This is a genomic window from Reyranella massiliensis 521 (assembly GCF_000312425.1).
GTDB classification, from domain to species: domain Bacteria; phylum Pseudomonadota; class Alphaproteobacteria; order Reyranellales; family Reyranellaceae; genus Reyranella; species Reyranella massiliensis.
In genome coordinates this window covers 344,002-358,830 of record NZ_HE997181.1, presented here as the reverse complement: position 1 = coordinate 358,830, position 14,829 = coordinate 344,002, and the positions used below count along the sequence as shown (strand labels likewise).

Below are 14,829 nucleotides of genomic sequence, written 5' to 3'. Positions count from 1 at the left end.
GTACGACAAGCTCTCAGCGTCACCAAGCATGCTCACGTGCACGCGGCCTACTTCGGACACTCGCCAGATGAGCGAGGCCGATAAATGCCGGCGTCGCGTGCACGATGACAGCCGTGGGAATCTGGGCGAGATAGGTCGACATCCGGCCCTTCGCCTCGAACCGTTCGCGAAAGGCCGAACGGCGTAGAAAATCGACGAAGCGTGGCGCAATTCCACCAGCGATGAAAACGCCGCCTCGCGCTCCCAGGGTCAGGGCAATATTGCCCGCAACGCTTCCCAGGAAAGCGCAGAACAGTTCGAGGGTTTCTCGGCTGACCTCGCAGTCGCCGGCCAGTGCATGCTCAACGATCTCGCTGTTATCGCGCTCCGGTACCGTCGTGCCGTCGACTCTGGCGATGGCGTGGTACAGGTGCATCAAGCCGGAGCCGGACAGCACGCGCTCTACGGAGACATGGTGAAGCTGCTGCCGGAGGGCGAGGATGATGGCATCCTCGCGCCGGTTCTCGCTGGACAAGGTGGCGTGGCCGCCTTCGGTGACCAGTACGGCTTCGCCCGTCATGCCAAATGCCATGGCGGCCAATCCGAAGCCGCTGCCCGGTCCCATCACCGCCATGGTTCCGCCGCCGCCCGCGCGCGGCGTACCCAGCATGGCGAGGTCATCCGGACGCAATGCCGGAAGCGCCCAACCGAGCGCCTCGAAGTCGTTGAGCACGACGACGTCGGTCATTTTCAGACCGTCGCGAATGCGATCCGAATCCACGATCCACGCGGCATTCGTCAGCGCGACCCGGCCACGATCGACAGGCCCGGCCGCCGCAATCAGAGCCTGGTCCGGCGAGTGGCCCGCAGCAGGCCCTGCAAGAAACGCGCGCGCCGCCTCTATCGGCGAGGCGTAGTCGGCAACCGCATAAGTCTCGGACGCGACGATCCGCGAATCCACGAGCAGCGCGAAGCGTGCATTGGTTGCTCCAATATCGGAGATCAAGGATGAAGACGATGACGCCGTCATGATTCCATACCGTGTTTCATCAGTCCCACTGTACGCGATCAACCGCTTCGAGCATTGGCAGGCAGAGGCAGACCGAGATCGCGCACCGGCCGGCCGCTGGCCAGATTGGCCTCGATCAATTCCAGCGAACGTCCACGCGTCTCGGGCACCAGTGCCAGCACGAAGAGCAGCGCGGCTATGCTGATGACTCCGTAGAAACCGAGCACGAGCGCCAGCCCGAACGCTTCGACAAGCACCGGAAAGGTAAGGGATACCAATACATTGACTCCCCAGGCCGTGGCAGATGCGATGCCCATCCCCGTTCCGCGCAAGGCCAACGGGAAGAGCTCCGACATGAGGACATAGGGTAGCGGGCCGAGGCTGAGACCGAAGGCCAGCACGAACAGTCCCAGGCACGCCACTGCGACAATGTTCGACCACCCGGCGCCCTGACCATTGGCGAGAACGACGGCAAGGACGATCAGACTGGCCGCCATGGGCACCAGACCGCCGATCAGCAATGGCCGCCGTCCGAGGCGATCGATCAAAGCCATGGCGATGAGCGTCGCGATGACATTGACCACGCCGATGGCGACCGTCGCCAGGATCGGTCCGTAGGCCCCGCCGAAACCGACCTGGGCGAAGATCACCGGCGCATAGTAGAGGATCGCATCGATCCCGCTCAGATTGGCAAAGGCGAACAGGCCGGTCGCCAGGATCAGGACCATGAAATTGCGCCCCACGAAGAGGTCACGCCAGTTCCCGGTCACAACATTGGCCGTTTGCGGGGGCAGCGGATCGCCCTGGCCGCCGCTCAAATGCAAGTGCGCCCGCTCAGCGTCGGCTCTGCGGCCATGCAGAAGATACCAGCGCGGGCTTTCGGGCACCGCGAGGGCAATAAGAAGCAGCAGCGCGGCCGGCGCGGCGCCGATCAGAAGCATCGGCTGCCAGGCCTGCGCCGGCGTCCACACGGCTCCGGCAAGGTACGATGCCAGTATGCCCAGCGTGATCGTAAGCTGGATGATCGAGACCAGCGCGCCGCGTACCCGCGGCGGCACGGTCTCGCTGACATAGAGGGGCGCCACCATGGTCGCCGCTCCAACGCCAAGACCGGTGACGGTGCGCCACAGGAGCCACGGCAGAAAAGTCTCGGAAACCGCCGCCCCGACACCACCGACAGCGAAAAGAACGGCGGTCGCCAACAAAGTCGGGCGCTCCCCAGTACGGCGGATCAACCCGCCAGCGAGCAGCGCCCCAACGAAACCGCCGAACAGCACGGACGACACGGCGACACCCTGCATGAACGGGCCCAGGGCGAAGTCCCGAGTAACGAACTCCAAAGCGGGCGCGATAACCGCGGTGTTGTAGCCGATGAGCAAGCCGGACATCGCCGCCATGAGGCCGATGAGGATGATCATCATGAGTACATGCTTGGATATTCGAACTGCCAGCTTGCCGGCCCGGCTCGGCCGTACAGTTACAACAAACCGACGACATCTCGCCCTGCGAACGCGCCTGCCAGTTAATGTTAGGGCAAGACACGATTTCCATCCGCCCCTTAGTCTGGAAAAGACGGAGAATTCCAGAGCCTTCTGTGGCTGGATGTCAGGAAGACAAGTGTTCGGAGAACAAGAATGCTGCGGCGCAACATCCCTGCTCAACCTCCAATCGCGCGTGTCGGCGATCCTAAAGCTCCGCCGCTTGCTTGCTCAGCCAGCATTCTCGGAAAGCTCGGTTCATCCGATCTGTGAATGGCGGCCGATGCATAGACATCCATAGCAGGCGCGATACCATCGTTTCCGTCGGCAGGGCTTCGTTGCGGGAGCCGCCCACAATGACACCCGTGCCCAGTCACTCCCACACAGCCAAGATAATCTCACGGTGTTCTTCGTTGCCGAAGGCATCGCCCTTCACCTTTACAACTCATGCGAAAGTGGCGAATCATACCCGTCGTGGGACGGTGGGTGCATATCTTGGCGGGCTACTTTCGGAATCGACCGGTGAACGGCGTGGTCGGCCTTTCAGCCGGTTGCCTGCCTTTCGCCCATGAGATGCAGAGCGCCCCCAAGGCGTCGAGGAAGACTCGCCTGGTGATCGGGGAATCAGCGCTTCGCCATGCGCACTGACATCGTCGGTTTTTTGAGGCGGCCGTGGTCGCCGGTATCGATGTCGCGGAGTATCATCGGGAACTTCGTTCCGCCACCCGCATGGTGGGCGGCGGCCATCGCAGGTACGGCGCTCATCTTCACTATACGCGAAGTACCGTGGTCGACCGAGATTCTCGCCATCCTGTTTGTCCTGTGCGCCGCCGCATTTGCAGGATTGATGGCTGCGTCGTGGTTCACAGAGCGCGCAAGCACGAGAGACTACGTCCGCTCTCGCCGTGTTGGTCTCCTCAGCCACTCCACGGGCCTCTGGCTGCTTGGCTGGCATTTCGCTGCAGCGACGATGCTGCTCGCAGGCTGGTTGGCCGCGCAGCAGATCTTCGGGGCCACGACCGTTGGCCTGTTTCTTTCCCTCTTGGCCTCCATAACATTGGTTTACGTTGTGGTGGGCATTTTTCGCGCGAGATGGACAGCACGGGCGGCGCTTGTCGCGCTCATGCCGCCGCCGCTGTCGCAACCGGGCTGGCAGTATTCGGCTCTGTCCACGCGCACCGATCTGCGTGAGAAGGAAGCGCGCGATCGCGCCTTGCGTCTCCAACCGACGCTTGCCGTACCCATCCTCACGGCGCTGGATGACCTCGGGGCGTCGAACGCGGGACAGCTCCCCCCTCTTGCTCAGCGGCCCGGGCTTTCTTGGAGCGGCGAGCCGATCATGCGCCTCATTGGTCTCGGCACTCCCATCGCCGCCGCCATACCGCTCGCCATGATCGTCGCCCTGGCCTTTTCATTCGAGTGGAATATGGACGAGCTCGGGGAGCGCCTTGGACTTCCTCCCGTGACATCGGCCGCCCGGAGCCCGCAGCCTCAGGAGGCGAAGGAATTAGGCGGACAGAACGATCGCACGCACGCCAATCAAGGTGACAGTTCGCAAGGGCATAACGAGACCAGCCAGGGTGGTAGTTCCCAAGCACCTCGGCAGGCTAACCAAAGCGGCAGCTCGCAAGGACAGAACCAGTCTGGCCAGGGCGGCAATCCGCAGTCATCGCAGCAGGCCAACCAAGGTGGCGGCGCAGGGGGGCAACACCAGTCCGGCCAGCGCGGCAGCCCACAAAGTCAGGGGCAATCCGGCCAAAGCGGCAGCTCGCAAGGACAGAACCAAGCTGGCCAGGGCGGCAATCCGCAGTCATCACAGCAGGCCAACCAAGGTGGCGGCGCAGGGGGTCAACACCAGTCCGGCCAGCGCGGCAGCCCACAAAGTCAGGGGCAATCCGGCCAAAGCAACAACCCGCAATCTCCGCAGCAGGCGAACCAAGGCAGCGGCGCAGGGGGGCAACGCCAGTCCGGCCAGGGCAGCAGCCCACAAAGCCAGGGGCAATCCGGCCAAAGCGGCAGTTCGCAAGGACAGAACCAAGCTGGCCAGAGCGGCAATCCTCAGTCATCGCAGCAGGCTAACCAAGGCAGCGGCGCAGGAGGGCAAAACCAGTCCGGCCAGGGCGGCAGCCCACAAAGCCAGGGTCAATCCGGCCAAAGCAACAACCCGCAATCTCCGCAGCAGGCCAATCAAGGCAGCAACGCACAAGGACAGAACCAGTCCAGTCAGGGCAACAGCGCCCCAGGTCAAAGCCAATCGAGTCTAGGGAGCAGCCCGCAATCTCCGCAGCAGACCAACCAAGGCAGTGGCACACAAAGTCAAAACCAGCCGAGCCAAGGCAGCAGTCCGCAACTGTCACAGCAAGCCAATCAAGGCCGCAGCTCGCAAGGCCAGAGCCAGTCCGATCAACGCAGCGACGCCCAAGGCCAGAGCCAATCGGGCCTCGGTAGCGGTCCGCAGCTACCGCAGCAGGCCAATCAAAGTGGCGGCTCGCCAAGCCAAAGTCGACCTGGAGAGCGCAGCGATCCGCAAGGACAACAAGGGCAATCGGCGCAGGCCAATTCTCAGGATCGGCGGGGTGCGCAAATTCGGCGCGTACAGGAAACAAAAGACAAGGTCGACGGCACCGAGACGATCAAAGTGGGCGGGAGAGGCTCTCCAGCAAATGGCGAACCGGAACTGATACTCGAATCGGCGCCGGAAGCGATGCCGCCATCATCGGAGAACGGTTCGGCCATCGTCATCCAGCAGACCCAAGACCTGCTGGCGAAACGCGGATCAGGCTTCTCGGAGCCTGCCCTCACACTGTCGCTCTCGCCCGATCGGAAGCAGGCGCAGGCCACTCGTGCGTTCGAGCCGCGGCAGCATTTGCCGTCATGGGTCGAACGTCTGCTCGCCTCCCAGAATAGATAGCCAATCGGCCAGGAAACCACGCAATGTCAAAAGAAGACCTGATGACGCCGGAGGATATCGAGCGTCTGCGTAAAGCAAAGGCCGAGATCGGCGACAGGATCAAGGGGAACGATACGGTCATCGACGGCCTCTTCATCGCTCTCTTCACACGCGGCCACGTGTTGCTGGAAGCCAATCCCGGCCTTGGCAAGACGAGCCTCATGAAGGCCTTCACGGACGCCCTAGGCCTTAGTTTCGAAGACCGTGGGCGTATTCAGTTCACGCCGGACCTGATGCCTGCCGACATCACCGGCACGCTCATGCCGGTCGAAAACGACGTGACCAAGCTCGCCTTCCAGGCCGGCCCGATCTTCAGGTCTATTCTTCTCGCTGACGAGATCAACCGAGCGACACCCAAGACACAGTCGGCAATGCTGGAGGCGATGGCCGAGAAACAAGTCACCGTGCTTGGGAAGACCAGACGCCTGCCGCTCGGCGATCGTGGCGACGATCCGCGTGCGCCCTTCATGGTCATTGCCACGCAGAACCCCATTGACCAGGAGGGCACCTACGAACTGCCCGAAGCGCAAACCGACCGCTTCATGTTCAAGTTTCTGATGAACATGCCGCCGGCCAATAGCCTGCGCGAGATCGTCGAGCGAGAAACCGGCCAATCCGTCGCTGACGGCGCCAACCTTGTGCGGCGCGAAGAGCTGCTGCGCCGTTGTCGCCGCCGTCAGGAATGTGCCGTCGCGATAGAGCCGCAGGCCCGTCGGTGTCAGTGCCCACCAGCGGCCGCGCTTCCGCACGATCTCCTGCGCGTCGTCGAGCAGCAGCCGAACTTTGCCATCCGTCGACAAAGCGACCACACGGCCTTTCGGCAGCGAAAGCCACAGCTCGTCTCCGACTTCTTCGGCAACGATTCTCGCCGGGTCGACGCTGCCGGCGGCCACCCTGGTCAGATCCTGCGTGATGTCGAGTGAACTGCGAGCCGGACGGTTAACAAACAAGACGCGGCCGCGCTTGTCGAAGAAGAGCGTGCGGTCCGACCAGCCGAAGGCAGCGGCAACATCGCCGGCATCGACCTGCAACGCCGGCGCCAGTATCTGTCGGCAGTCGGCGATCCGGCCCGGCATTGCCAGAGGACAGGACAAAGCTTGGCCGTTGGGCAGGTAGCGCAGCAACTCATGGGCTGTCGCACTGCGGGCCGCCGAGTCGACGATGGCCAGCTGCTCGCCAGGCGCGGGCACATGGAAGTAGGCGATTGAGGAAAGAATTGCCGGCTGGCTGCTGCCAACGACGAGCGCGGTGCGTGGCAGGAGAACGAGTTCACGTGGCGCGGCGACCTCGCCATCGACCAGCACGAAGTGGCTTTGCCAGTTCTGCAGGCGTGTGCCGACACTGCGATCCAGCGTGATGACGGACACCCAGCGACGTTGCTTGACATCGAGTACCGCCAGTTCGCGGCTGGTCTGGAAGAGCCAGAGATGCGGCTCGATTTCGAGGACCTGCTGCAAGGTCTGCGGGTCGAAGGGCGCTGCCGGCACCGCCTGCTGGGGTATGACGGCGAGCGGCACCTCCAGCGTATTCGAGAGAAAGCCGAGATGGTGATTGCCGCTGCGGTCGACAGCGGTCACCGCCAATCCCCCATTCGCGGAGCCCGACGGATTGGCAACGAACGAGAGACCGACGTCGAGGATTGGGGCCGAGGCCGTGAGCGCCAAGCGGCGCCACTGGCGGCTCGTCAGGTTGTAGGTCCAGAGCGCATCTGTTGCGGCAAAGTGGACCTGCTCGCCGTCGGCCGCCAGCCGGCGCAGGGTACGCGGATTGGGTGCCTCGCCGGTCGGTGGCAGCAGGGTAGTAGGTTGACCGCCTGTAGACTCCTCCACTTCGCCGCTCTGACCCAATACGAGGAGGCGCGAGCGTGGCTCGTCGACCACGATCTGTCGGCCGCGCAGGACTTGCGGCGTGTAGCTTATCGCCCTGCCTTCGCACGAGGAGGGCAGGGACAGCCCGCCAGCGCCGGCAAGAGGCACGAGGCGGGCCTGGTCGTTCTCGTGGATCACCAGGTGGTTGGGCAGGCTGGCCAGGCGCGCGGACTTGCCGGCGCTCGACTGCTCAAGCGCGAAGCGCCGGTGGGCTGGAAGATAGAAGCGCAGTCCGCGCTCGGTCAGAAACGCCAGGTGGCCGCCGATCTCGCGGACATCAAAAACGTCGTTTGCCGACAAGTCGGGCTGACGATAGAGGCACGCCATGTCACCGGGTACCCGTTCGGCGATAAAGCGTTGGCCCGTTCGGGTGCGATGCGTCGTCAGGATATGCTGGTCTCGAACCGACGCGGCGATTGCGGGAACGCCGTCGACCGCCAGGAACGTCGAGCCATGCAAGGCGTCAGCACGACGCGTGATATCCGGCGCGGCATCATAAATTACCGGCGAATGGTCGACGAAGCCGGCAATGCGCGGTACTGCGGCGTTCGTGCTGAAGCTTTCGACGATGCGACGCCTTTCGGTATTGTAGATCAGCGCTGTGCCGCTGGCGGCGAGAGCAAGCGAGCTCCGGCCGTCCACCATCGCATCGACCAGCTCGCTGTCACCAAACGGCAGCGGCCGGTCGGAGCCCAATAGGCGCGGTACATTGCTGTCGTGGCCAGTCGGTCGAACCACCGACCCGTTGGCTCCCAGGACATGCGGCGTGCTGAATGCATACGCCATGCCCGCGAACGCTTCGCCACCCTTGATCGCGAAGGCTTCGCGGTAGCCCTCGGCAACGACCGCACTATCTTTCACGAACGCAACCAAGCCGGACAGACGGCATCACTGCAGCCCGACGGACTGCTTACTACGGCGAAGCTAACGCCAACTCTGGCGCAAGACGCGCGGCCGCTGCAGCAGGGCCGCATCGACGAGACCGAGGGCTGGTGGTTTCGCGACGCGCACGAGGTCTTCTTCATCGGCAGGGAACCCTGCCCGCCCGCTGCACCCGGTTCGCCTGCCGATTGCAAGCTGCGGTCCTACAAACTGCCGGCCAGCGATGCCGAGGTGCGCGAGATTACGGGCGATCCATCGCCGGTCTTTTATCTGTCGATCAATGGCGCGCTGGAGGCTTATGCGGCACCGACGCCGGGAGCGCCATTGGAAAAGGTGGCGACACCCACTCCGCGATCGCTTCAGGATACGAAACGAACGATTCCCGACAACCTTCAGGCATTCACCCGGTCGATCGTCCATGGCGTTCTCGATCCCGGTACGCTGCGCCAATCCGGACTACAGGTGTCGATCGAGTACGGTGCCTTCACGTTACAACGGACAGGCCGCATCGCAGGCAGCGACGTCGAATCGCTGCGACGTCCCTGGCTGGAGTGGCTGGCCGCAACGCGACAATTCCAACTGTACGCTCAGGACGGCGGCATCATACAGGTCTCGCCCGGCGAGCTGTTCGACAACAACGGTTTTGCGCCGACACTGCCTGGCGCCGTGCTGGCGACATCGGCGCGCGAGATCGTCGTCGCAAACGCCTACGGGCTGTGGGCGCGGTCGCTGACCGACGATCTCGTCGAACGAGGACCACGCTGGACCCGCTTCGACCGGCCGCTTCCGCCTGTCGTCGCGGCAACTGGCGGCCGTTTCTACTTCGATCGCGACTCGGTGGCCATCGATGGCCGCGTCATCGAATCCGATTCCAACACGGTCGATGTCCAGCGCGACGCGTTACGGTTCAGTGCGTCCGCACGCCAGGCCAGCGTCGCGGCACAGCTGATGGTCGATGGTCGGCTGGTCGACGATTTCGCCACGACTGGTTTCCTGCACGATCAACGGCTGGGTATTGGGATTGATGGTGGCACAGAGGTCGTTCTGACGCGCGTCGGCGTGCTACGGCTGACCGACTTCCGAGAGGTCCGGCCGCTGCCCGGCCGCGCGGAAGCCAGCGCGCTGTTCGCACACGGCGATGAACTGCACGCGCGCGTCGACGGTGGAAGCGTGCTGAAATGGAGCCAAGCGGGATGGGCTGCTGTCGACGATCCGAGACGTAGCGGCGTACTACATGGTGATGCCCATTGGCGTTGGGAGCGCGTCAACGACGAAGTCGTTCTGGGCGGCGCGAAGTGGCGTATCGGCCGGCGCGGCTGGCGCTTTGCAGCGGATGTCGTGATCGGTGCCGCCTGGGGCTCCGATAACATCGCCGTGGTCACCGAGGACGGCACGCGCACGGCGCGGCAGTTCGCCGATCTTGCCGATCTTCGCCCGGCCGACGGGCCACTGCCACCCGCGGCCATCGGCGAAGGAGTCGTGGAGACACGCTTTCTGGTGCCAGGAACCCCCGTCCTGGGCTATGCCGATCGTAACGGCTTCAACGTGATGTGGAATGATGCCCAGAAGACCTGGCAGCCGATGGCGCCGACACAGAATCCCGGCGTGCAACGCGTTGCCGTGGCGGGCGACTTTCTGAACATTGCCTTCACACAGGCACGGGCCACCGTCGAGCTGGTGGCGGCCCATGCCACGAAAGGCCGGTCGCTCGTGCCCGTGACGTGGCGCGCTCAGCAAGCCTTTCCATTCGACGTCGCACGTGCAATCGGCACCGACGGGCAGCGTCTTTTCATTGCGACTCTCACGACACTGCAGATCGCCGACTCCGCTGATGGGCCGCTGCGCATGATCGACACAAGGCCCAACGCGACCGGGCCGCCTGTGCCGATCACGCGGATCGGTCGCCCCGCAACCAATCCGCAGCGCTTCGTCGGCACCAGCGACGCGTCCACCTGCTTCGATTTGTCGGGTGCACTACCGCAGCCTTGCAGCGAGTCCGATACGCTCGTCGAGCGCAGTCTGGGAGAGACCGATTTCTGGCGCTGGACGCTGCGCGATCGAGCCATTGTGCGCTACCTCGACACCGCAGGTAACGCCGTCGGTCCGACTGTCCAGTCGATCGGCGGGCAAGGATTTCCGCACGACCAGTTGAACGCCTATGTCCAGTGCGGCCGCGGGTTGGCGCTGTGGGCCGACGGCACACTCGTCACCGAAGTGTCCGGCCCGCATCTTGCCATGGCGCCGCGCACGACTGTCGCGCTGCCGACCGGCGCTCGCACCTTGCATTGTCAGGAGGCCGCATCGATGCTAGGCGGTACCCAGCAGCAGATCGCGCCGGGCCTGTATGCCCTGGCCGGCGCTGCCTCTTGGCAGATGAGCGGTCGGCAGTGGACCAACGTCAGCGAACTCGCGGCCGCGCTCAACGAACGGGCCGCCGGCCTCCTGCCCTACGAGCGAGCCCGCCTGCGCTTGCGCCGCACTGCTGGAACGCAGTCCGCAGCCGCCAGCGGCGGACCGCTACGCCTTGAATACAGGACGCTCGCCAACACCTGGTTGCCGATCGAGGCAGCAGGCGCGCGCTATGCCATCGATAGCCGCCAGGGCTTGCTCGTTGCCGACGGCAAGGTCTGGAGCGTCACGCCCAAAGGTCTGTTGCGCCTCGCGTGGTCGGGGGACGAGCTTGCTCTTGATCCTAACGACGTGTTGCTGACGGTATTACCCACAGTTAGTAGGCAACGATGTCTGGTTGACCGTATCGAGCAGAGCGACGGCACCGGCATTGCTCTGACAATGAAACGCGGCAAGCCCATCATACTGCGGTGCCAAAACGGTTCGGTATTCGCCAGCACCAAGTTCGGCCAGTCGGACGATGGCGGCTTTCAGCCGCGTCGCGAGGATCCATTTATCGCCCGCACCCTGATCGGCGACGCGACGGATCCGCTGCAGTGGAGCATCGTCGATCGCGTACCGGGCAGCCACGGTCGCCTGCGCCTCGAGTGGCGCGGCGAGCCGGTTCCCCTGAACAACGGGCGCTTTCAGGCCGACGCTTTCGTTGGCGTCACCTCGGTCGAGGAGAATACCCTCGACCTCGTTGCCGAGAACGGCTGGACCCGCGCCCGCGGCACAGCCCTGTCGCTGGCCGGCGCGGACCGACCGACAGGCAGCAAGAATGTAGCCCCGTTCGTGCGGTCGGCAGCGCGGGACCGCGACAGTGCCGGCACCAACGTGCTCTGCCTCAGGGGCGAGCGCTCAGGCAGTCGCCAGGCCTTCCGCGACCTCTACCGAGCAGACGGCACTTGGGAACAGAACGCCTCCTGTGGCCGCTTCGAAGCAACCGAGGGGTTGTGGACCTATCGTGTCCAACCATCGGCGAACGGCACGCCCCGGCTCGACATTCGCGGGCACGATGCGGACGGCATCGACTTCGCCCGCCCCTTCGTCGGCGGCCGCTTCGGCGATCTCGTCGCGACTGGCGGCCCGCTTGCCATTACCGACCGCACAGGCCTCTCTATCCTCATGCCAAGCACGGCGGGCCTGACCACGTTGGCGCAGGGCGGCGGCTTTGCTGGCCCGATCCGGCGGCAAACGACGGGCGGTGACATCGCCCTCCTTGCGCTGCGCGACGGATCGCCGGCGATCGTCTCGGGAAGCGACGTGACCTCGCTCGATCACAAGTCGGCGCCCGAGTGCCCCGGTGCTCCCCGTCTGCTCGGCGCGTTGGGAGAACATGCACGCTTCGTCGCGATGAGCGTTACACGAGAAGGCCGGGTCGAGGCCGTGGCTAACCGCGAGGGCCGTCGCGTCATGATAGAGGGTCCTTGCATCGGCGCCGTTGCCCCGGCGGCCTGGCTCACAACGATCGAGCTTGCCAGCCGGCAACGGTTGCAGGCCCTCGGCGCGGCCTGGAAAGGCCCGCGGGTCGTGTCGTTGCTTGCAAAAGAGGGTCAATTGCTTGCCTCGCGCAACGGTGTTCGGCCGGCGGAGACGCCACTTCTAGACCGGACAGGCGCTCCCTTGCGTCTACTGCACGATGGCAGTGCGGCCTATCTTTTGACCGAAACCGAGGTTTTCCGCGTCGACGTCGACCGGCTGATCTCGCTGCTCGCCGAGCATGGCGGCTAAAGCATGACTGACGTGGACACTTCTGCTCCGCCCGCGAACGCTGCGCGCGAGCGCCTGCCGCTTGGCGGCAAGACGCTCGTCATGTTCGACGACGGGCAGGTCTCGTTGCAGACGCGGCAAGGCGCACCGATGAGCATGCGCGAGCGCGCCCAACTCATTGATCGATCGCCCGGTCGGGTCCTGACCTGGCTCACTACGAGCGCCGAGAGTCGCAACGAAGCAGAGGACCCCGTGGCCTCGCTTCTCCAGGTCGACGCACTCGCGATCCTGCAACAGGTCATGGCCGAGGGAGGTTACGCGGTCCCGATTCCGGTGCCGGCCTCGCCGAGGCCATCGACGGTGCCCCCACCCACCATCGCCGCATCTTCCCGTGGAGTCCCGTTGACCAGTCGGCTGGACCGACTGGCCGCGCGATGGCGCGCTCATGACCAGTGGCATAATCGCCTGCGCGAGCATCGCCAGTCTGCTGCGACCGCGGCGCAGGCCGAGGCCGACCTGCGCGCGGCAATCCGCTCGGCGGTGGCCGAGCCGCAATCGGACATCCCGAAAATCCTGCGGGGCGCAATCAGCTGCGTCGTTCAGCCGACGTCACCCACTGCCAGCGGCACCGTCCGCATCGCCTGCCGTCAGGCGAGCGATGGCAGGTTAGCAATCGGAATCCGCTGCCAGGGAACATTCCCTCGGCCGACATGGGTCCTGATCCGCGATGAGCAACGTCCAGTGGGGCTGAAACGCGGTGACTATCGGGACCCGCTGATTCTGGAACGGGCTCGCCGCAGTCTGATCGCCGAGTGCTACGTCACCGCTCTGATGGTGTTCGCTCTAGCGCCGGGCGAAAGCGTGCTGCTGTGGGAGACCCGGCACGCATCGCATTCGCCAGATGAATCCTCGAATGGCGTCATGATCGCGTCAAAAGCCACGATCAGCGCAATCGACTTCGGCGCGCACGGTCTGGCCTTGCGCGGCGCAATCGAAGGGGGGCTCGGCACGCCGCCGGAATGGCTCCACTGGAGCACCGAGGCATCCTAGCAATCAAGAAACTCGAGAGAGCGCGTGGAAAGCATTGCCCTGAGCCAAACAGCAAAAAAACCGACACCCTCGCAGCAAACGCCACGCGAATGTCGGTTTCTATGGTTGCGGGGGCAGGATTTGAACCTACGACCTTCAGGTTATGAGCCTGACGAGCTACCGGGCTGCTCCACCCCGCGGCAAATCCATGCTTTGCATATATCGTTTGTTCGGAAGAGGTTCTTCGCGCTTGGAAGATCTGGCAGCGACCTACTCTCCCGTGCCTTAAGACACAGTACCATCGGCGCTGAAAGTTTTCACGTCCGAGTTCGGAATGGGATCGGGTGTACACCCTTCGCTAGTGCCACCAGATCGTCGAAGCGCGAAGAAAGAAAGTCTTGGGTCTGTCGTGCACAAGGCCGACAGCGGATGTCGACCGCTGCACGGAACGAATGAAATCAAGCCGATCGAGCTATTAGTACCGCTAAGCTGAATGCATCACTGCACTTACACATGCGGCCTATCAACGTGGTGGTCTACCACGACTCTCAGCGAGACCTAGTTTTGAGGCGGGTTTCACGCTTAGATGCTTTCAGCGTTTATCCCTCCAGTACATAGCTACCCGGCGCTGCGACTGGCGTCACAACCGGTACACCAGAGGTACGTCCATCCCGGTCCTCTCGTACTAAGGACGGCTCCTCTCAAGTCTCGAACACCCACAGCAGATAGGGACCAAACTGTCTCACGACGTTTTGAACCCAACTCACGTACCACTTTAATCGGCGAACAGCCGAACCCTTGGGACCTGCTCCAGCCCCAGGATGTGATGAGTCGACATCGAGGTGCCAAACACCACCGTCGCTGTGGACGCTTGGGTGGTATCAGCCTGTTATCCCCGGCGTACCTTTTATCCGTTGAGCGATGGCCCACTCACGCGGAACCACCGGATCACTATGGCCGACTTTCGTCCCTGCTCGACTTGTCAGTCTCGCAGTCAGGCGGGCTTGTGCCATTGCACTCAGCGGCTGATTTCCGACCAGCCTGAGCCCACCATCGCGCGCCTCCGTTACTCTTTGGGAGGCGACCGCCCCAGTCAAACTACCCACCATGCAGGGTCCCGGATCTGGATGACAGACCTCGGTTAGACATCAAAGAACAAAAGGGCGGTATTTCAAGGTTGCCTCCACAAGAGCTAGCGCCCCTGCTTCAAAGGCTCCCGCCTATCCTACACATCCATTCTCTAATGCCACTGCAAAGTTGTAGTAAAGGTGCACGGGGTCTTTCCGTCTAACTGCGGGTACCCCGCATCTTCACGGGGAATTCAATTTCGCCGAGCCGGTGTTGGAGACAGCGGGGAAGTCGTTACGCCATTCGTGCAGGTCGGAACTTACCCGACAAGGAATTTCGCTACCTTAGGACCGTTATAGTTACGGCCGCCGTTTACCGGGGCTTCGATTCAAGGCGTGAACCTCTCCTCTTAACCTTCCGGCACCGGGCAGGCGTCAGACCCTATACTTCGCCTCACGGCTTAGC

The 14,829-nt window shown here is 63.7% G+C and carries 7 protein-coding genes, 1 tRNA gene and 2 rRNA genes (1 of these 10 only partly in view); 5 read left to right on the top strand and 5 right to left on the bottom strand.

Features of this window, described 5'->3' with window-relative positions; translation table 11 throughout:
• Nucleotides 1–19: 19 nt before the first annotated feature.
• A complete protein-coding gene (glk, locus tag BN60_RS01760) occupies nucleotides 20–1,009 on the bottom strand; it encodes a glucokinase (protein ID WP_043283548.1) in 990 nt (329 codons plus the stop codon).
• A 38-nt stretch (nucleotides 1,010–1,047) separates the two neighbouring features.
• On the bottom strand, nucleotides 1,048–2,406 hold the full coding sequence (locus tag BN60_RS01755) for a sugar porter family MFS transporter (protein WP_281015341.1): 1,359 nt from the start codon (nucleotides 2,404–2,406) through the stop codon (nucleotides 1,048–1,050).
• A gap of 697 nt (nucleotides 2,407–3,103) precedes the next feature.
• On the opposite strand from BN60_RS01755, the gene BN60_RS01750 reads away from it, so the two are divergent.
• The 5 genes from BN60_RS01750 (at nucleotide 3,104) to BN60_RS01735 (ending at nucleotide 13,317) form a co-directional block, all read left to right on the top strand.
• A complete protein-coding gene (locus BN60_RS01750) occupies nucleotides 3,104–5,377 on the top strand; it encodes a hypothetical protein (protein WP_020694252.1) in 2,274 nt (757 codons plus the stop codon).
• 23 nt (nucleotides 5,378–5,400) lie between these two features.
• The gene (locus tag BN60_RS29395) at nucleotides 5,401–6,339 is read left to right on the top strand and encodes an AAA family ATPase (protein WP_083855911.1); all 939 of its coding nucleotides are present in this window, start codon (nucleotides 5,401–5,403) and stop codon (nucleotides 6,337–6,339) included.
• A 390-nt stretch (nucleotides 6,340–6,729) separates the two neighbouring features.
• The gene (locus tag BN60_RS29390) at nucleotides 6,730–7,983 is read left to right on the top strand and encodes a hypothetical protein (protein WP_148283306.1); all 1,254 of its coding nucleotides are present in this window, start codon (nucleotides 6,730–6,732) and stop codon (nucleotides 7,981–7,983) included.
• Between the two features lie 60 nt (nucleotides 7,984–8,043).
• Nucleotides 8,044–12,288 carry a hypothetical protein gene (locus BN60_RS01740; protein WP_020694250.1) on the top strand — a complete coding sequence of 1,415 codons (4,245 nt, stop codon included), beginning with the start codon at nucleotides 8,044–8,046 and terminating at the stop codon, nucleotides 12,286–12,288.
• A gap of 3 nt (nucleotides 12,289–12,291) precedes the next feature.
• Nucleotides 12,292–13,317, top strand: a complete 1,026-nt coding sequence (locus tag BN60_RS01735; RefSeq protein ID WP_020694249.1) for a hypothetical protein — start codon at nucleotides 12,292–12,294, stop codon at nucleotides 13,315–13,317.
• Between the two features lie 102 nt (nucleotides 13,318–13,419).
• Here BN60_RS01735 and BN60_RS01730 read toward each other — a convergent pair.
• The 3 genes from BN60_RS01730 to BN60_RS01720 all read right to left on the bottom strand — a co-directional run.
• A tRNA-Met gene (locus BN60_RS01730) sits at nucleotides 13,420–13,496 on the bottom strand.
• A 57-nt stretch (nucleotides 13,497–13,553) separates the two neighbouring features.
• Nucleotides 13,554–13,668 (bottom strand): 5S ribosomal RNA (gene rrf, locus BN60_RS01725).
• Between the two features lie 82 nt (nucleotides 13,669–13,750).
• Nucleotides 13,751–14,829: ribosomal RNA gene (locus BN60_RS01720) — 23S ribosomal RNA — on the bottom strand (it continues 1,651 nt past the right edge of the window).

Excerpts from the sequence above, each read along its gene's own strand:
- BN60_RS01740 (WP_020694250.1), top strand. The coding sequence starts at position 8,044 with ATGCGGCGTGCTGAATGCATACGCCATGCCCGCGAACGCTTCGCCACC.
- BN60_RS01735 (WP_020694249.1), top strand. The coding sequence starts at position 12,292 with ATGACTGACGTGGACACTTCTGCTCCGCCCGCGAACGCTGCGCGCGAG.
- BN60_RS29395 (WP_083855911.1), top strand. The coding sequence starts at position 5,401 with ATGTCAAAAGAAGACCTGATGACGCCGGAGGATATCGAGCGTCTGCGT.
- glk (WP_043283548.1), bottom strand. The coding sequence starts at position 1,009 with ATGACGGCGTCATCGTCTTCATCCTTGATCTCCGATATTGGAGCAACC.
- BN60_RS01755 (WP_281015341.1), bottom strand. The coding sequence starts at position 2,406 with ATGATCATCCTCATCGGCCTCATGGCGGCGATGTCCGGCTTGCTCATC.
- BN60_RS01750 (WP_020694252.1), top strand. The coding sequence starts at position 3,104 with ATGCGCACTGACATCGTCGGTTTTTTGAGGCGGCCGTGGTCGCCGGTA.